The organism is Anabaena sp. 90 (assembly GCF_000312705.1).
In the GTDB taxonomy this organism is placed as follows: domain Bacteria; phylum Cyanobacteriota; class Cyanobacteriia; order Cyanobacteriales; family Nostocaceae; genus Dolichospermum; species Dolichospermum lemmermannii.
This window is the reverse complement of sequence record NC_019427.1, coordinates 1996636-2015566: the sequence shown is the minus strand read 5'-3', so window position 1 is coordinate 2015566 and position 18931 is coordinate 1996636. Positions and strand designations below refer to the sequence as shown.

Annotated in this window: 17 protein-coding genes and 1 pseudogene; 7 read left to right on the top strand and 11 right to left on the bottom strand. The window is 39.5% G+C overall.

Annotated elements, in window-relative coordinates; all coding sequences use genetic code 11:
* Positions 1-68: 68 nt before the first annotated feature.
* Positions 69-701, bottom strand: a complete 633-nt coding sequence (locus tag ANA_RS08915) for an ExbD/TolR family protein (protein ID WP_015079742.1) — start codon at positions 699-701, stop codon at positions 69-71.
* On the bottom strand, positions 691-1530 hold the full coding sequence (locus tag ANA_RS08910) for a MotA/TolQ/ExbB proton channel family protein (RefSeq protein ID WP_015079741.1): 840 nt from the start codon (positions 1528-1530) through the stop codon (positions 691-693). Before ANA_RS08910 ends, ANA_RS08915 begins: the two co-directional genes overlap by 11 nt.
* Positions 1531-1718: 188 nt before the next feature.
* Here ANA_RS08910 and ANA_RS08905 point away from each other — a divergent pair, with 188 nt between their 5' ends.
* Complete coding sequence (locus ANA_RS08905) at positions 1719-2033, top strand: YkvA family protein (protein ID WP_015079740.1); 315 nt, start codon at positions 1719-1721, stop codon at positions 2031-2033.
* Between the two features lie 468 nt (positions 2034-2501).
* Here the strand turns inward: ANA_RS08905 and ANA_RS08900 are convergent, their stop codons facing one another.
* Positions 2502-2981 carry a molybdenum cofactor biosynthesis protein MoaE gene (locus ANA_RS08900; protein ID WP_041458331.1) on the bottom strand — a complete coding sequence of 160 codons (480 nt, stop codon included), beginning with the start codon at positions 2979-2981 and terminating at the stop codon, positions 2502-2504.
* Between the two features lie 176 nt (positions 2982-3157).
* Between ANA_RS08900 and ANA_RS08895 the strand changes: the two genes are divergently transcribed.
* Together ANA_RS08895 and ANA_RS08890 are read left to right on the top strand one after the other, a co-directional pair.
* Positions 3158-4156, top strand: coding sequence for a DMT family transporter (locus ANA_RS08895; protein WP_015079738.1), 999 nt, complete (start codon positions 3158-3160; stop codon positions 4154-4156).
* Between the two features lie 82 nt (positions 4157-4238).
* A complete protein-coding gene (locus ANA_RS08890; RefSeq protein ID WP_015079737.1) occupies positions 4239-5156 on the top strand; it encodes a S66 peptidase family protein in 918 nt (305 codons plus the stop codon).
* Positions 5157-5247: 91 nt separating this feature from the next.
* Here the strand turns inward: ANA_RS08890 and ANA_RS08885 are convergent, their stop codons facing one another.
* Positions 5248-6246: a glycosyltransferase family 2 protein gene (locus tag ANA_RS08885; protein ID WP_015079736.1), complete on the bottom strand. Its 999-nt coding sequence runs from the start codon at positions 6244-6246 to the stop codon at positions 5248-5250.
* A 109-nt stretch (positions 6247-6355) separates the two neighbouring features.
* Between ANA_RS08885 and ANA_RS08880 the strand changes: the two genes are divergently transcribed.
* Positions 6356-7018: a glycosyltransferase family 2 protein gene (locus ANA_RS08880; RefSeq protein ID WP_041457867.1), complete on the top strand. Its 663-nt coding sequence runs from the start codon at positions 6356-6358 to the stop codon at positions 7016-7018.
* Between the two features lie 358 nt (positions 7019-7376).
* On the opposite strand, the gene ANA_RS08875 is transcribed toward ANA_RS08880, so the two are convergent.
* Positions 7377-8918 carry a DUF4335 domain-containing protein gene (locus tag ANA_RS08875; RefSeq protein ID WP_015079734.1) on the bottom strand — a complete coding sequence of 514 codons (1542 nt, stop codon included), beginning with the start codon at positions 8916-8918 and terminating at the stop codon, positions 7377-7379.
* Between the two features lie 71 nt (positions 8919-8989).
* Positions 8990-9592: a DUF3038 domain-containing protein gene (locus tag ANA_RS08870; protein WP_015079733.1), complete on the bottom strand. Its 603-nt coding sequence runs from the start codon at positions 9590-9592 to the stop codon at positions 8990-8992.
* A gap of 51 nt (positions 9593-9643) precedes the next feature.
* Between ANA_RS08870 and ANA_RS28165 the strand changes: the two genes are divergently transcribed.
* On the top strand, positions 9644-9766 hold the full coding sequence (locus ANA_RS28165) for a hypothetical protein (RefSeq protein WP_256380200.1): 123 nt from the start codon (positions 9644-9646) through the stop codon (positions 9764-9766).
* Here the strand turns inward: ANA_RS28165 and ANA_RS08865 are convergent.
* Entirely contained in the window at positions 9763-12297 is a 2535-nt protein-coding gene (locus ANA_RS08865; RefSeq protein WP_015079732.1) for an endonuclease MutS2, read from the bottom strand. The genes ANA_RS28165 and ANA_RS08865 overlap by 4 nt on opposite strands.
* 209 nt (positions 12298-12506) lie before the next feature.
* Here ANA_RS08865 and argS point away from each other — a divergent pair, with 209 nt between their 5' ends.
* Entirely contained in the window at positions 12507-14264 is a 1758-nt protein-coding gene (gene argS, locus ANA_RS08860; protein WP_015079731.1) for an arginine--tRNA ligase, read from the top strand.
* A gap of 182 nt (positions 14265-14446) precedes the next feature.
* Here the strand turns inward: argS and ANA_RS08855 are convergent, their stop codons facing one another.
* Together ANA_RS08855 and ANA_RS08850 are read right to left on the bottom strand one after the other, a co-directional pair.
* The gene (locus ANA_RS08855; protein WP_235081995.1) at positions 14447-14743 is read right to left on the bottom strand and encodes a hypothetical protein; all 297 of its coding nucleotides are present in this window, start codon (positions 14741-14743) and stop codon (positions 14447-14449) included.
* Between the two features lie 14 nt (positions 14744-14757).
* Positions 14758-16060, bottom strand: a pseudogene (locus tag ANA_RS08850) (RNA-guided endonuclease InsQ/TnpB family protein).
* A 78-nt stretch (positions 16061-16138) separates the two neighbouring features.
* Between ANA_RS08850 and ANA_RS08845 the strand changes: the two are divergent.
* Positions 16139-16321 carry a hypothetical protein gene (locus tag ANA_RS08845; RefSeq protein WP_015079730.1) on the top strand — a complete coding sequence of 61 codons (183 nt, stop codon included), beginning with the start codon at positions 16139-16141 and terminating at the stop codon, positions 16319-16321.
* 173 nt (positions 16322-16494) lie between these two features.
* Here the strand turns inward: ANA_RS08845 and ANA_RS08840 are convergent, their stop codons facing one another.
* Together ANA_RS08840 and ANA_RS08835 are read right to left on the bottom strand one after the other, a co-directional pair.
* A complete protein-coding gene (locus ANA_RS08840; RefSeq protein ID WP_015079729.1) occupies positions 16495-16887 on the bottom strand; it encodes a hypothetical protein in 393 nt (130 codons plus the stop codon).
* A gap of 116 nt (positions 16888-17003) precedes the next feature.
* Positions 17004-18914 carry a patatin-like phospholipase family protein gene (locus ANA_RS08835; RefSeq protein ID WP_015079728.1) on the bottom strand — a complete coding sequence of 637 codons (1911 nt, stop codon included), beginning with the start codon at positions 18912-18914 and terminating at the stop codon, positions 17004-17006.
* Positions 18915-18931: the final 17 nt, after the last annotated feature.

Sequence of the window (18931 nt, the reverse complement as noted above, 5' to 3'; positions counted from 1 at the left end):
CCCCATAAATTCCTAATTATTGAGGAAAATATGGGGAAGAAATATCCAAAATTTCTCACAAAATGGTTTTAATTTTGAGGAGAAGAATTATTAGTTCCTGGTGTTACAGGCGCTTGAGGTAAAGTACCGGGATTAATTCCGTTCCCGGCTGTGGGAAGGGGATTTGGGTTAACCGGTGGTAAAGACCTCAAATTGTCAGGTGAGTTAATTCCTGGGATGGTGGGATTATTATTTATGGGAGGAGTTGGGAAATTGGGTGAATTTGTCAGTGGTTGAGATGAACCGGGGATAATTCCCAAAGATACACGATTTCCTCCTACTTTTCTCAGCAAATCCAATGTTTGAATCACGTCGTTATAAGTAGCTGTCCGCGACGCATTCAATACTAAAATTCCATCTGGATTGGCTTGGATATATTGTTTTAAACGTGCTTCTAATTCTTCCTGTTTCACAGGTTCTTTTTCGATGTAAGTCAATCCAATAGCATCAATTGTTACAGGTAATATTTTGCTTTTAATTTGGGAATTAGCCGCAGAATTTTCGCCTGTACTAGCTTTGGGTAAGTCAACATTAATTGCTTGTTGACGAGTAAATTGTAAAGCTGCTAAGAGAAAGAATGTCAGAATACAAAAAACAACATCAATTAAGGGGATAATTTGAATCTGAACGTCTTCAGTCGGAGTATCTAGCTTAACTTTCATCTTCTTGTTTTTCTCCAGATTTCAAATTGGCATTATCAACCTTGTCATCTGGTAAATTTGCTGAATTTCCCAGGTTTAAACTGTAATTATCTGTATCATCTGGCTCATTTTCCGGTTCTTGGATAAATGTTTTTGATTCTAACTGAGAAGATGAATCGAAATTTTTAGAGGTGCGTTTTGAGAATCTTTCTGTGTTAATTGTTTTAGGTTCGGGAGGATATTGACGGTAAAGCAGTTCCATTTCATTACCAGCTTTGTTGAAAATTTTAACTTGGTTAACAACAAAACTCTGAAATAGGCGGTAAAATACTAAACTAGCGATCGCTACTATTAATCCCGCTGCTGTACTAATTAACGATTCCCCAATCCCCGTGGTGACACCGGCTGTAGATTCAGTTCCCAAATCACCAATGCGAATTGCACCTAAAGAACGAATCAAACCCAGAACTGTACCCAATAATCCTAACAGTGGCGAAAGGGCAATCACCGCTTCTAAAAGTTTTTCACCCCGACGCATTCCGGCTATTTCGTCCGCTGCGGTGGATTCTAGGGCTAATCTAAAGGTTTCTGGATCACTTTTTTGTAAGCTTAAAGGTGCGTATAAAAATCTGCCAATGGGCTGATTTTTGGCTTGTTCAGCTATTGCTTCAGCGATGCCCCAATCCTCACCAGCAGCATCCAGAACCCGATTGACTATTTCTTTTTCCTGAGCAAGAATCCGTAACCAGAACCACAGCCGTTCAAAAATCACACTTACTGATAGGACTGATAAAACTAGCAAAGGCCACATGGAGGGCCCGCCTTTCTTAAATAAATCTAAAATATCCACTGTGTGGGTTTCCTCTCTCCATTCCTAATAGTCAAAGCATTTTCATTTTAGAGAGTTTTGCATTACTCACAAACTTTTCTAACTAATTACTCAGGAGTAACATCTTCTATACACAATATGACGGTTATTCCCACCGGGAGTTTAGAGGATTATTTGCCAAAATAAAAAAATCACTGGAGGTTAAGAACATGAACTTCTCAATTCAATCCCTGTACACATGGTATCGGAACACTCTACGCAATCCTAAATACCGTTGGTGGATAATTATCGGCACGGTAGCCTATTTAATTAGTCCTTTAGATATTTCTCCAGATTTTATTCCTATTATTGGCCAAATTGATGATGTTTTATTGTTAAGTTTATTCGTTTCCGAAGTTTCTTCCTTAGTTCTTGATGGTTGGAAGGCCAAAAAAGGCACTGTAGAAAATAGTACCAGCAATCCGGCTAATCATGCCCCTGCGGCTGGTGAAACTGTGGATGTTGATTCTATCCCCGTTAAGTAGTATTAGTAGGTTGGCGTTGAAAATTGTCGTCATAGCACTAGGCTTGAGGCAATACTTCGACTTCGCTCAGTAACCAGAGGCAAGAGGCAAGAGTAAAGAAGTTTTCAGCGATTTTACATTTCTTTACACAGTTTAGTTTTATTGTGTTCACCTAGTAAGTAGGTTGGGTTGACGCAAGGAAACCCAACACCATTTATTGGTATCTTACGGTTAATATGGGGTTTAGTTCCATTGCTTCGCAACGTTGACGCGAACAACCCAACCTATATTACAATCAATAACCAATGTATTTTTCTTGGTTTCTTAGAGGTTGTTTGAAAAGTATCAGATGAAACCCATAATCTCCAAAAACCTAACCCCCCTGCCCCCTTCCCTACCAGGGAATGGGGTTTTCAGAGCCTCTCCCCGCGTCGGGGAGAGGTTTGGAGAGGGGTCAATTTATACATTCAAAACTTTTCAAACATCCTCTCAGTGTTTACAATCTTTAATAGATACCCAACTAGACTCTGCTATTGGAGAACCATCTTCACCCAGCAAGCTATAGTGTTCCTTTTTCCAAATCGGCGCATTGTGTTTTAATGTATTAATAGCATACTCACAAGCGGCAAAAGCCTCACCACGATGAGGACAACCGATAGCCACAACCACACTAATTTCCCCAACAGACAATCTACCAATGCGATGATATATCACCACCCGACTCACCTCAGGCCATTGATCACGAATATCATCAGCAATTTGATAAAATACCTGCAAAGCCATTGGTTCATAAGCTTGATATTCCAAAGCTACCACAGACTTACCATCAGTTTGATTACGAACCATACCACTCATTACTACCACCGCACCATTAGCAGGATTATCTGCCTGACTGTAGATTTCTTCCACAGACAATGGTGCTAATGTCATCCCAAAACTATCTTCAACCCTGGGTTTAGTTGTAATCATACATTCTCCTAACAGCATCCTAAAATCCCTGAATTCATCCATCTTTATCTGCGTTCATCTGCGTTCATCTGCGGTTAATACTTATTAAAATCTTATTTCCACTCACCAAGACTTTAAAAACCGTAAAATCAGTTAAACTAATTTTTTCATCTATTCATAAAAACCACAATCATCTCATGCAAGTGCAACTCAGTGGATCTAAAAATCCCCTCGCGTATCTACTATTAATTGCTCCTTTTTTCCTTTGGGGTACAGCAATGGTGGCAATGAAAGGCGTAATTCCTCACACCACACCCCTATTTATGGCTGGAGTCAGATTAATACCTGCGGGGGTGTTAATTCTCATGGTGGCTGCATTTATGGGTAAACCTCAACCTCAAAGTTGGTTAGGGTGGTTGTGGATTATTATATTTGCTTTAGTTGATGGCACTTTATTTCAAGGCTTTTTAGCTGAAGGTTTAGTCAGAACCAATGCTGGTTTAGGTTCGGTCATGATAGACTCCCAACCCCTAGCAGTAGCTTTACTTTCCCTGTGGTTATTTCAAGAACATATTGGATTATGGGGATGGTTAGGGTTAGGTTTGGGAATCACAGGAATTAGTTTGATTGGTTTACCTCAAGAGTTGATTTTCCATCTTTTTGCATCAGGAATCACCATCTCTACAGATAATTGGCAACAGTTATTTGATAGTGGTGAGTGGTTAATGTTACTGGCAGCTTTATCAATGGCTGTGGGAACAGTGATGATTCGCTTTGTGTGCCGATATGTAGATCCAGTAACAGCTACAGGATGGCATACAATTATCGGTGGCTTGCCTTTGTGGGGAATTTCTTCAGTATTAGAATCTCAACAGTGGGAAAATCTTGTCCTATCGGACTGGTTGGCATTAAGTTATGCTACTGTATTTGGCAGTGCGATCGCTTACGGATTATTTTTCTACTTTGCCTCTAGTGGCAATCTCACCAGTTTAAGTTCTCTGACTTTTCTCACACCCGTTTTTGCTTTAATATTTGGTTATATTTTTCTCAATGAAGTCCTGACTACTATTCAATGGTTTGGGGTTTTTCTGACCTTAATCAGTATTTATTTAATTAACCAACGGGAAAATATCGGCGGAAATCAGAAACCTACTATCACAGAAGTCAGGAGTCAGGAGTCAGGAGTCAGGAGTTAAGAGTTAAGAGTCTCTTACAGTATGGCTTTTACCGTGGATTCTTGATCTAATTTAAATTTAACAACCGCCAGTAATTCTCTTGATGTCTAACATTCAAAATCTCAAATCTACCCTCAAACCCCCACCCCTCAAACCCGGTGATTTACTGCGCGTCATTGCCCCCAGTGGTGCATTGCGAGAAGTTGAGGCTTTTAATCAAGGTGTGGAAATTTGGAAGTCCCACGGCTATCGGATTAAAATTGGCGACAATCTCAATGATAGACATGGTTATCTAGCTGGTACAGATGCCCACCGTCGTCAACAATTAGCCACAGCATGGCAAGATCCCGAATGTCAGGGAATCCTCTGCGCGAGAGGTGGTTTTGGTAGCACCCGGATTTTAGAAGATTGGACTTGGCAAGAAAATACCATTACCCCTAAATGGTTAATTGGCTTTTCTGACATCACAGCCCTGCTTTGGAGTCTCTATAACGCCGGAATTGCCAGTGTACATGGTCCCGTCATGACTACCCTAGCCAATGAGTCAGAATGGTCAATCAAGCGGTTATTGGACATAGTAGAAGGTCGTCCCCTCGCACCTTTAAAAGGTTGTGGTTGGGGTGGTGGTACAGTAACAGGAATCTTGCTTCCTGGTAATCTGACAGTAGCAACCCATCTTTTAGGAACACCGATTTTACCCGACCTCGATGGTGTAATATTAGCCTGGGAAGATGTGACAGAAACACCTTATCGCATTGATAGGATGTTGACACAGTGGCGTTTGAGCGGGGCTTTATCTAAAGTTCGTGGTATTGCTTTGGGAGGGTTTACTAAGTGTGAAGCCCCACCTAATATACCTAGTTTTACTGTAGAGGAAGTTTTGCGCGATTGTTTGGGTGATTTGGGTATTCCCATAGTTTCTAATCTCCCCTTTGGTCATGATAGCCCCAATGCTGCTTTACCTGTGGGGGTAAAAGCAATATTAGATGCTGAACAAGGAATATTGCATTTTTGCCCATAGACATAGGCCTCTTTGTGATGGGGTGTTGGGTCGCGCTGTCGCTTAACCCAACCTACAAATCAAGGCTTTTTCCAATTTGGACAAGGTATTGCTATGAGATAATCAATTCTAATCTGTGTAGTTCCATTTCTTGTTGTTTAAGACAATGACAAAATATAAATAACTGTAAATCTGCTAGAACTTGATTAAAATCATGATGATTGTATAAACCTGTGTTATTATTAGCGTTTCTGAGTATTGTCAACCAATTTGCTACTTCTTTCATGTACTCTATAGATGTATCAATTTCCTGGGGATTATAAGATCCTATTTGTCTATGTAATGCTAATTCTTTATCCGTGGGTTGAATACCTAAATCATTGATTTGATCAGTAACTATTTTACAGGTCAATTTTTCAACTAAATTTGCGGCTTTTAGACTTATACAATGAGAATGTACACGATATTTAATTAAAACTTTGGGAAGATTCCAAACTTTGAATTTTTTTGATATTCTTACCCATAGATCATAGTCTTGAGCATTTGGATAATCTTTTCTATAAACCTCTCCATTTATCTCAACTGCGTTGATTGCACTTCTTCTCATCAAAACCGCTGAATGAGCAAAATAGTTATGGAATAACAGCCTACAAGGAATTTTTTGATCGGGTTCTTCCTCATTCCATACTTCACCCGTCAAATTATCATGATCATCCATTAATTCAACCCAAGACCCAACCATACCAAAGTCTGGGTTATTTTCCATAAACTCAAATTGTTCTGCTAATCTTGATGGATATGCATAGTCATCACAATCTAAAACAGCAATGTATTCACCTGATGATTCTTGCAAACATTTATTTCTAGTTGTGGGTATCCCCAAATTAACATTGTTTTGAATTAATTTGATGCGTTTGTCTTTATAGGAATTAATGATTCTTGCGCTGCTATCTGTTGAAGCATCATCTACAATGACAAATTCAAAATTCGTAAACGTTTGATTTAAAATACTCTTGATTGCTGTATCAAGATATTTTTCGCCATTATACACTGGCATAACAACTGTAATTTGAGGATTTAACTCTTGTTGAATAAGCTGATTTTGATTCATAATATTTAATGATTTTGAACAAATGGGTGATTTTTATAGTAATCCATAAATAACGTATAATATGCGAGTTATACCTAATTTCAGGGAACTTTTGTTCAACCTCAAAAAAATGCCTAGTATAAATTTTGACCCTAAGCCGACAATCTCGATTATTTTATGTACCTACAATCGAGCAAAATACTTAAACGACTGCATAAATAGCGTCCTTCAGCAAACTTTTCAGGATTTTGAATTAATTGTAGTGGATGATGGTAGCCAAGATCATACTTTTGAAATTGTCAATAGTTACTTACAAAAATTTAATAATATCCGTTATCTTAAACATCAAAATCGGAAAGCTGCTTACGCCAGAAATGCGGGTATTCAAGCATCTTTTGGTAACTATATCACGTTTATTGACAGTGACGATACCTATAAACCCCATCATCTAGAGTCGCGGCTGGAATTTATGCAGGCTAATCCAGAGATTGATTTGATTGAAGGTGGATGTGAAATTGAGGAGGAATTTTCTGTTCCTGATTATTTTCAACCTGATCAAACAATTAATATTAGAGAATGCGTTGTCGGTGCTACATTTTTTGGAAAAAGACCGATGTTTTTTGAATTAAAGGGATTTAATAATATTCCCTATGGTGAGGATGCAGATTTATGGGAGCGTGCCGAAAAAATCTTCAAAACTCACAAAATCAAAGAGCCGGAAACTTATATTTATACGAGAGTAGAAGATAGTACCACCAAGATTTTCCTAGATAAAATGTCCTCTTCTAATTAACCTATTTAGATTTTATAATTTAGCAAAGAGCAATCGAAGCAAAATTATTAGTTCAGAGGGAACTCCGAAGCAACAGGGAACAGAAAAAACTCATGTTTAAAAACATGAAATTGAAATAATGACACTGTTTTTTTCGGGCTACGCATCTTTTAAAAACATCTTTTTTTTGACTGAAGCTCTGAACTCAGAACCAAAGTTTCTTATCTGTTCCCCGTTCCCTTTTTTTATAATTTTTAACTTACCTTTGGGGGTTAAAGTCCCCTGCTTCTACAAGCAGCGGGTTTTGCGTCGGGGTAAAATCCCCGTTGCAAAACGTAATTCTAAATTCTAAATTCTAAATTCTGCATTCTTTTAATTCCTATGGTGTTTCTGGAAATGTTTGCACTTTACTATCAGGATTGAGAATAACTCGTATTCTCAAGTTTTGCCCAGATTTATTAGTAGAAACAAAAGGTTTCCCAATTTGGGGAATGCCACTACTATCAATGTATTCTCTGGCAACTTTATTTAAGGGCAAAATCTTTTCAATTGTACCATCAATACCCAATGTTAAACTATATTCTAAGGCTTGAGAGAGACCAGTTGGTGGTTGCCAACGTTTGTTGAGGTATTCTCTCGCTTCTGCTACTTGAGGTGTATCAAATAAAGTCTTATTATTAGTAACTTGTGTACCTGACGTAGTTTTAGTTGCAGTTCTTAATTTCCTAATTAAATTCTCTTTATTTTCCGCTGGAGATGGCTGATCTGGCGTAGCGATACCTACAGTATCCTGCGGTAATTCCGGAGCAAAAGGAGTGGGAATTATGTTAGGAAGATTACTAAAACTATTGTTGGGGATAGTGGCAACAGACTGAGATGGTGGGGAAATATTAGATGGCAAATTCTGAGATTTAGGGGTATTCATGCCTTTTTTAGCCAGAATACTTGAAGAATTTGGTATGGCTTTTGCTACTTTCGGGCTATCAAGAATTTGTCGAGGAATAGGATAGGAAGAAGTATCGGATGGTATGGTTAATGACGGCTGAGATGTTGTGGTTGGTGTCCCAGGGATAGTTGTATTAGGAACGGAAAGCGGCGGTAAGGGCGTACTAAAGTTAGTAAGTGGTGGTATCAGTTGGGGCTGAGGCGTGATTAAAGGGAGTGGCGGCGTTGCTGTAGTGTCTTGTACAGAAGGTTCTATCGCCACTGGTTTGACGGACTCAGGACTATTTTTAGCTATTCTCTGCCGATTTTTCTGAATATTCTTGGCATATTGCCAGGTAAATGGTGTTAAGCCGGCTGCTAATACCAAAACTGCGGCTATAGGGGCCCACTTAGGTAGATTCTGCCTGACAGTTTGACTACTAGTAGTTGGTAAAACAATCATATCAGATGTGTATTCATCTAAAGCTGTTGCTAAATCAAATAGTTGTAGTAAACTCAGTTTAATTACCTGTCCAGATGTCTGGTTAGCAAGATCACCAAAAAAGAGTTTGTGAGTTAAATTACTACTAGATTCTAAATAAACTTTCGTTTGGGGAATTTGAGTGTTAAAGGATCGTAAATTTTGGGTAGGAAAGGCAGACGGGGGAATATCGGGCGATTCTGGAGCTGCTTCTGATCCTGTATGGGGATAATCATTACCTGCTAAAGTGATACTAAAATCTTCGGCAGATTGTTGCAGCAGCTTTTGAACGTAAGTAGTAACAATATTACATAAAACTTCTAGCTGCTGGTGATCACCCTGGATGATAATTTTCTGTGCTTCTGGTAGTTGTGGATCATCAAATTGCAGACGAAAACTAGGATCATTAATAATAGTTTTGTCTGTCCACCGGGACAAAGGGGAGTTTTCCGCCCAGATTTCTAGTGTGCAAGTGGGGGGGGTATAGCGACGAATGACAGGATTTGATAGAGACATAACAACAATTTCAACGAAAAAAATAGGGAATTTTGGATTTTAGATTGGGAGTGAAAATCGCAAATCACAAATTATTTTGTGGAAAGGTCTATGAGTGCTAACCACAAACGACGGTGTCCACCGCCGGCACTATAAAAGAGTAAATTTATTAACAGTTTTAGGGCTAGGTGGGTAAGTATATCCCCAGGAGTGGCTTCTTCCTCTTCCATGCGTTCTTGGTAAGTATTACAAAAACTATCTATATAATCTCCCAATAACGCAGTTTGGTGAGGTTGTTGCTTATTTGCTGTCATCTGCTCTAATAAACCGACAGCCCGGCGAATTAATTCCTGGTGCTGCTTGGCGAGATAACAGATAATTAAAACTAGCGATCGCGCTTCTTCTACATCTAATTTTTTTCGTCCTCCTTGACTTTTGCGAAGGGGATTCGATTGCCGCAATCGCCACAGGGCTACCCGATCTGGTACTTTTGATTCTAAATCCAGACTAACTGCGGCTGATAGCATTGCCTCTGAACCAATGCCAGTTAAGGTCTCTAGGGCTAATAGCACTAAATCTAACTGAGTTTTGATATTTTCCCATTGAATTGTACTCGAGGCTGGGAGTTGACTTAAATCCTCCCAAGCTGATTTTGGTATAGTGGAATTAGCGGTTGAGTGCATAACTTTTAGCATAGATGATTAAGCTGAAAGACGCTGGTGTTGTTGCCTATTTGGAAACGAGATTTGTTAGTAGGGGCGAAGCATTTGGAAGATAAATTATCGGTCATTGCCAAAAATAGTTCTCCAAATGCTTCGCCCGTACAGTTGTTAGTTGTAATAATTTTGCCTGTTCCCTGTTCCCTTTAGATATGAGCAATAGTGACACCACTACCACCATCGGCTTGTGCTGCTGGTTCGTAATGGGTAATTCTGGGATGTTGTTGTAAGAAAGCGTGAACTCCTTGCTTTAGTTTGCCAGTACCGTGTCCATGAATAATCCATAGGGGTCCAGCGGCTTCAGAAATGGCTTTGTCTAAGATATATTCGCCATCAGCTACGCGTTTTCCGCGCAAATCTACAGTATTTTGAGAGGTGCGAATGGCTGGGGCTGGTGGTGGTGTAACTACGGCTGGGGCTGGTTTTGTTTTAACTATGGGTTCGGGTTTTTGTCCATCTAATGATTCTATATCTTGGAGTTGGACTGTCATTTTCATGATGCCAAAACGAATGGCGAAATTGCCGTCAGCATCAGGAATTGTTAAGACTTCGGCGGTTTGCCCTAATTTGGGAATTCGCACGCGATCGCCGACTTTGGGCATAAACCCAGCTTTAGGTTTAGGTGGCGGGGCTGGCTCATATTTTTGAGCAATTTGACTTAGGGATGCGGTAGCTTGTTGGGCATCTTGGGCGTTAGGTGTGCCTTTTTGCAAGCGGCGGATAACTTGGGCAATTTCGCCTTTGGCTTGGGTAATTGCTTGTTGAACGGCAATTTCTTGGGAAGCCCGCAAATCTTTTTCTCTGGCTTCTAAAGCAGCGGCTTTGTCAGAAACTTCTTTATATAATCGTTCGGCTTGACGTAATATTTTTTGGGCTTCTGCGGCTTTGGTTTCTTGGTGGCGACGTTGGGCTTCTAAACCGGCAATGACTTGATTTACCTCGTCTGTGGCTTCTCCAACTTGAGTTTTCGCTTCTGCTACTACTTCTGGTTTTAACCCTAAACGCAAGGCAATACTCAAGGCGTTGGAACGTCCAGGAATCCCCCACAATAGCCGATAAGTGGGTGAAAGGGTGGTTTCGTTAAATTCTACGGAAGCATTTTCAAACTGAGGATTTTCATATTTTAAGGCTTTGAGTTCGCCAAAGTGGGTACTAGCCATTGTTAGCTGGGTATGATTGGCGAGATATTTGAGTAAAGCGATCGCTAATGCACTACCCTCAACCGGATCTGTGCCTGCACCAACTTCATCCAGTAATACGAGGGACTGGGGACTGGGGACTGGGGACTGGGGACTGGGGATTGGTAGTTTTATTTTTTCTTTTTCTTCCTCTTCCTCTTCCTCTTCCTTTCTCCTGACTTCTTCCTCTTCTTCTTTCTTTCTCCTGACTCCGTTCGACTGAGCGAAGTCGAAGTCTGACTCCTGACTCCTGACTCCTTTCTCCTCCAATGCTTCTAATATTCGACTAATGCGGCGAATATGTCCTGAAAACGTGGATAAACTCTGTTGTAAAGATTGTTCATCGCCAATATCAGCTAAAACTTGCGAAAACCACGGCATTTCTACGGGTTCACGGGCAGGAACAAATAAACCCACTTTCGCCATGATAGCCGCTAATCCCAAGGTTTTTAAAGTTACCGTTTTTCCACCTGTATTTGGTCCTGTGATGGTGACTACCCGAATTTGGGGACTGATCAGCAAATCTACCGGAATGACGGGATTTCCTTGTTCGTGCTGCTGTTGCCATACTAATAACGGGTGGCGCAGATTTCGCAAGGTGATAATTTCATTGTCTTGGCGATTGATAAAGCGCGGGGGGTTAGAACCTATCCACAGACTATAACGAGCTTTCGCAACTGCTAGATCTAAGGTAGTGACAATGGCTAATAACCTTTCTAAATCTGGGGTAACTGCGGCTACTTTCTCCGTCAAAGTCCGACGAATGGCTTCGGCTTCGGTTTGCTCTTTTCTGAAGATTTGCCGCAGTTGATTACCCAAGGGAACGACACTGCTAGGCTCTATATACAGGGTTGCGCCACTGGTGGAGGTGTCATGAACAATGCCGGGAATTGCGTCCTTTTGGGGGGCTTTGACGGGGATGACAAAGCGATCGCTTCTTTGGGTAATTAACTGTTCTTGAATTGCTCCCGATTTTGCTTGGATAATATTTTGGAGTTTTTGAGTAATTTGGCTGCGGATTTTCCGCAATTCTACCCGAATTTCCCCCATTTTCTGACTAGCGCGATCAGTTACTTCTCCCCGTTCATCAATACAACGGTGGATTTCCTGTTCTAATTCTGGGTACGTTCGTAATTGGGAAACTAAATCGTTTAAAACTGGGACATTTTCTTGATTATCAATGACACGGCGTAAATTTCTTGTCCCTGCCAGGGTGGTAGCGATCGCTAATAGTTCCTCTCCAGGTAAAATACTTTGAAGTATTGCCCGTTCTAGGGAATCACCGATATCTTGGATTCCTTCAAAGGATAATCCTGGATGTAAACGACTTTCCAGTTCGTAAACTTCTTTGGTTTGCGCTAATAACTGTTCACTTTCTACCTGGGTTTCAGGAATCGGCAAGTCACGCGCAACTATTGCCCCTAGCTTAGTTGCCGCAAAGGTGGAAAGGTGCTGGCACAAGCGAGGCCACTCTAGTAATTCTAAGGTTTCAGATTGAATCAAGGTTTCAACAACTAATCTGAAGTTATCGTAACAATTTTAGCCGCCATCAGACTAAATCTTCAAGGTTAAAATTTTTAGGTTCTTTTGTCACAAAAACGGTGACGCTGGCTGAATGCTACCATCTATCCTAGATAATTTTCTTTAATTGATCATATTTTCAAGTTAAAATCAAGGATTACAGCACCTTTGACACAGATCCAATTTACATAATGAACGCTACACAAGAACAACTAAAACTAAAATTAACACAGGCTTTAGTAGCTGCTTTTGGTACAGATTATACCAATACAGATCCAATTTTAGTTTCTGCCAGTAATCCTAAATTTGGTGATTATCAAGCTAATGTGGCTTTATCTTTAAGTAAAAAGTTAGGAAAGCAACCGAGAATTATCGCTGGGGAAATTGTCAGTAAACTAGATGTATCTGATATTTGTGAACCTCCAGAAATTGCAGGTCCTGGTTTTATTAACCTCAAATTACAAACTTCTTATTTAGAAGCACAACTTAACGCGATTCAGATAGATGCTAGATTGGGAATACCCACAGCAACAAATCCACAAAAGCAAATTGTTGATTTTTCCAGTCCGAATATTGCTAAAGAAATGCACGTCGGACATTTACGTTCGACTATTATTGGTGATTCCATTGCCCGAATTTTAGAATTTTGTGGTCATGATGTTTTGCGGTTAAATCATGTTGGTGATTGGGGTACGCAATTTGGGATGTTAATTACCTATTTGCGGGAAGTTTATCCAGACGCACTTACTACTGCAAATGCTTTAGATATTGGAGATCTAGTCAATTTTTACCGCAAAGCCAAACAGCGATTTGATGAAGATCCAGTTTTTCAAGAAACTTCCCGTCAAGAAGTTGTGAGATTACAAGCTGGTGCGGAAGATACACTTCATGCTTGGAAATTGTTATGTGAACAATCTCGACAAGAATTTCAAATTATTTATGATTTACTCAATGTTGAATTAATAGAAAGAGGTGAATCTTTTTATAATCCATTATTACCAAAAGTTGTGGAAAATTTAGCAACAACGGGATTATTAGAATCAAGCCAAGGGGCAAAATGTGTTTTCTTAGATGGTTTTACAAATAGGGAAGGTAATCCTTTACCTTTAATTGTCCAAAAAACTGACGGTGGTTATAATTATGCAACCACAGATTTAGCAGCTTTAGGTTATCGCATTCAAGAAGATAAAGCCAAGCGGATTGTTTATGTGACAGACGAAGGACAATCTAACCACTTTGCCCAATTTTTCCAAGTCGCAAGAAAAGCAAATTGGATTCCTGAAGATGTGGAATTAGTTCATGTTCCTTTTGGGTTAGTATTAGGAGAAGATGGCAAAAAATTCAAAACTCGTTCTGGGGATACTGTGCGGTTACGAGATTTGTTAGATGAAGCTATTAACCGCGCTCGTGCAGACATAGAAAATAGATTACAAGAAGATGAACGCACAGAAACAGAAGAATTTATGCAAAATGTTGCGGAAGTTGTGGGGATTAGTGCGGTTAAATATGCTGATTTAAGCCAAAATCGCACCAGTAGTTATGTCTTTAGTTATGACAAAATGTTATCTCTCAAAGGCAATACAGCCCCTTATCTTCTTTATGCTTATGTGAGAATTCAAGGAATTAGTCGTCAAGGGAATATTGATTTTACCAACTTAGGAATAAATCGCCAAATCTTGCTGAAAGAAGATGCAGAATTAACTTTAGCTAAACATCTGCTGCAACTTGATGAAGTAATTAAGGAAGTAGAACAGGATTTATTACCAAATCGTTTGTGTGATTATTTGTATCAACTCAGCGATAAGTTTAACAAATTTTATGAAAATTGCCCTGTTCTCAAATCAGAAGAACCTGCAAGAACTTCACGGTTAATGTTATGTGATTTAACTGCAAAAACTCTCAAGTTGGGATTATCTTTGTTAGGAATTAAGGTTTTAGAAAGGATGTAATATTAAGTCCTGACGATTATAAATCTCAGCTACACAGACAAAACCCACTTGAATCATGAAACTCTTGTAGTGCGGGCATCTTGCCCGCTACATAAGTACCTCATTAGAGCGAAATCTGCTGTAAGCATCGTCATACATATCATTAGCCAAAAAAACCAACTCCATAACCAGCAATTATGTCATCACGAAACCTCTACCTTTTCTAAATCTACACCCAGTCCTTGATCTAATTCTGGTAAGTTTTTACCCAAAATCAGAACAGATACCATCATTAATAAACTCGTCACCATAATCACACTGATCACATTCGGATCATCAAAATTACTCGTACCTATTAACAATGCTGCGGCAAAATTGCGTTGTGCAGTTCCTACTCCTAGAACTCTTTGAGTATCAATACCAGGACCACCCAAAAGATAACCCACAGTAAAAGAAAAGATAATAAAAATAGCACAAACAAAGACCACACCATTTGTCATTGACACTCTCAGGTCTAAAGACACTGAGATTCTGCGGACAGAATAGTTTTAGGCAAAACCCAAAGTCTAATTCTCGCTACGATTGTCAAGGATCGTCTACTGAGTTGATTAAGTGAAAGACCTAATCTTCCCGCTACTTTTCGCAAAATATTCGCTGCACCATTTAGATCAGCGTTAACAATTGAACCATTAGCTGACTGATACAATCCACGTTTAACGCGCTAACAGTAATGCTTTCCACCCTTCTGGTTTCTGACCATAAACGGGCAGGGAGTCTCCATCTAAGAAAGATGCTTTTGACGTATAAGATTCTTCAGTTTCTTGAAATCTAATCCCATGTAAATCACATAGTTGCTTTAGTCGGTCTTTAAGCTTTCCTAGAGGCATTTGAACAAACCTCTGATTGTTCAATCTACCCATATTAGCGTTAGATTTAAAGCCTTCATTCCAGCCAATGACTAATGTGCCAATACCGTATTTTAGGCAGTGGTCAATAATTAGTTTTGCAGCTTTATTAACGCCATCTTTCATTTGATGGTTGCGTTTACGGGTTACTCGGTCTAACCAGTTATCCCAGTAAGCTTCAGGTTTCCCCTCTTTGCGAGTTGATACTTGTTTATTCCAAAGCTGGTTCATCGCTTTCATTGAACGAGAATCAATCAACAAGGAATTACCCAAAGTATCAACACAAGCTGCTAAATTGTCAGCAGTTCCCAAATCAATTGATAAAGCTTGATTGATGTCTAAATCATGTTTTTGTCTCTTGACTTCATAAGAAATTTCCAAGTAGAAAGCACCATTTTTAGGGAGGATAGTAAATTCTTTAACCTTTGAGTAATCAATGTTTGAAGGCATTGTCAGAAAGAAGTCAGAAATACCAAACCATCGCCTAACAGTTGTTCCTAATGAAAATCTAAGTTGTCCGTTAATTAATGTTGGAGGTTGTCCTCCTGAAGTTGGATAAGCAACCTTAAAAAGTTTAGAACCTGTCAAGTAATCTGGTGCTTTAGGTTTAAAGTGTAATTGTCCTTCGAGAAACAAAGAGCGCAATTCTTTAAAAGATTTAAAACCTTCTGCCACTGATATTAGAGTCTGCTGCATTGGAACTGATGGCATTGACTGGGCGACAAGTGATTTACTGATGGATTTTTCGTAAATCAAATCAAACTTGTTAGTTAATAACTTTCCAGTTTTGAAAAACGTCTGTCGAGCAAAGTAAACACCACTATTATAAATTTTGCCTGATTGCTGACAAAGATACTCTAATACCGCTTTTGTTTCGTTGTCTGGGGATAACAAAACTTGTTGAACTCCCATTAACTTTTTAGCCTTAGACATTGTTCGACCTGCAATGTTGTGATATTGTTAGTATATCAACATATTTACTAAATAGCAATGCCATTCCAGAAAAATAACAAATTAGGTTTCACAAGTAAACAGCCATTTGATAAAGACCCTGTTTGCTTTAAAGTGTTGCCTGGAGTCAAGGCAAAGTTAAAAGCCGTCCCAGACTGGCAAGAACGATTAAGAGAATTTACCGATAAGCTTATAGAAAAAATGAAGACTGAAGGCGAATAAATTCGTCTGTGTCGCTTATATCTCTCCGGCTAAAGCCACTGAGTTTTACGCTTACCAAGTTATCCTATAAAAAAGGGAAACAGAACTATATTTGTGTAAGTTTCTGCTTTTCTGGCAAGCTCAGTCCTAAAGGGACTGAGTTACTGACTGTGACAGAAGGGTAAATCCAGAAATTATTCCTCGACAATTTCCACTTCCCTTGGTTGTGCTGGTGCTTCAGCAGAAGTATTGGCTTCGGGACTGAGGTGATTTTTCAGTTTGAGTTTTAGGTCGTCTGAAATGGGCAAATCTTTAATTTCTTTGAGCAGAAATCTGACTGATTCGGTTTTGCTACGTTCTGTATATATAGCCTTGAGAATAGCTTCAATTCCATAGCCTGCTACAGTATCCCCTACAACTGTTGTCAGACCAAGCAGACCTATACCTCCGAGGATACCAAACGGTCCTCCCACAGATGTGAGGGTAGCAATAATAGCAGCATTACTACCTGCTGATGAAACTGCTAAAACCACGAGAATTATGCCAGGAAGACCCAGACCAGCCAATTTTTTAACGATTTCGTCCATTGTAATTACCTAAAATTGTGATACTTTTGCTGACAATCTTATCAATCTGTGATTTCAATTAATAACCGTTCGGCTGACGCACCCTAAATATGGGATATTTTTTATTTTGGCAGTCCCTAACTTGACAAGATACTACACAATTCATCGATTTCTTGATTTTTTTCTTGAATCAGTATATTCGCTAAAGTTTGTAATTGGCGCAGATTTTCTGGTTTGGCATTATCTATATCTTCGAGTTCACTTTTTAAGAATGGTTGAAACCGATAATAAGAAGTTTTATGACCTTTATTAGTAGCCTCAAACAACCGTTCTAATTCTCCAGCTACTACTTCACTCCCGCCGTCAAGCACCATATTTAACAGCGGCTTTGTCCATTGCAATAGTCCCCAATTTTTCACTTGGTCATAAGGGTAGACACTGGTCAGGGAACCGGTACCCAAGGATACTACCAAGATATCCTCCATATTCAGGGCTTGTTGATTTTCTTGCCTACTAATTTGCGCTTCTAAAATAGCCAAATTAGCGGGATTATTCGCAACTAATCCCCCATCCACTAATGTATAGAAGCCGTTGGTATTATGGGAACTGGAAACACGATAGGGAGCAAAATAAGTCGGAGTTGCACTAGTTGCCAATGCTGCATCTGTGAGCGTAAAACCTAGGCATAACTTGCGAAACTTTTTCGATTTAGTCTGTTGTTTTTCGAGCTTATTAGTAAAGAATATGGGAATTCGCTGCTCGATATCGTAGCTCGTTACGAAAACTTCTTTGAGATTATTTTCTAAAGGGCTGTCGCCAAAATATTGCTTGATAATTTCTTCTCTCCCCTCTGAAGAATATTTTGGTTGAACGAATATATCCTCTAGCTGTCCGAGTAATTGTTCCCAGAATGGCTCGTAAAATATCTCAGCCCCATATTCCAAATATATTTGCAGAAGTTCTTCAGCGCTGTATTGGGCGACGGGTGGGCTATCAGATCCTGCTAAATCTAATCGCGGTTTAGTTAGTCCGAGTGCGAGAATTCCTCCGCTGGAACTACCTGCAATTAAATCGAACAAACTAAAAATCTGTTTTTGTGTCCGCTTTTCAATTTCAGTTAAGATGATTGCGGGGATAATACCCCGAATACCACCGCCATCAATAGCAAGTATTTTATATTTGGGATTTGCTGTATTATTCATAGTTTGTTTCGATTCCTCTTGAGAGGGTGTTTGCGCTTGTTCCTGTTGTTGAATATTGTCTGGGATTGGGTATTCGGTAGTTTGGGCGATTTCGGCTATCTCTGCAGGTGAACTACTTGGTCTGTGTCCCTCGCTGGATGATTGTGCGATCGCAAATAGAACTTGTGCTAAATTCCAACTGGGATCACCATACAAGGTTCCATTATGGGTATTTCCACTCTGGTCTTGGACAGTTGTTCCTTCTCCTTCGTTTAATCTCCAGTAGGCTACTAATCCTGGTTCATTTCCGACTAGAGGACTAGAGCGATGCGTTTGGATTTGGTCTTGAGTGCAGGGATAATTCCAGACGCTAATATTTGCCAACTGTCCTGTAAAGTATACATTATTGTGTAAAGTCGCCCCCATGGTTATAGGACTAGTTGCTTTGTTCAAAGAAGAACCTGTCAAAGACCCAGTATATTCATGGTCATCAAGATATATAGTCAGTTGACCACCATTAAAAACAATGGCAAAGAAGTGCCATTGTCCGATGGTTAATTCTCCATTGCCAAAGGTTTTAATAACATTGTCAATATTTTCATCAATGTATACATCTAAATTACCTTCTTCACTGATGCCAAATTCAAAATTATCACTGTATCGGTCTGAAGAACGGGCAAAAAATACATTGTGTGCCCCGTATGTAGTTGCTTTATTGGTGAGTTGATGCGGATTCACCCATCCGGAAATCGTAAAGGCTGAACTCCCCTGAGCAAACACACCACCAATATCATTTTTGCCAAAATTTATGTAGTCATCTTGACCATCAAATGTCAGAACTGATTGGGTATTTACTTGATTTGTCACAACATTTTCATCTCCAA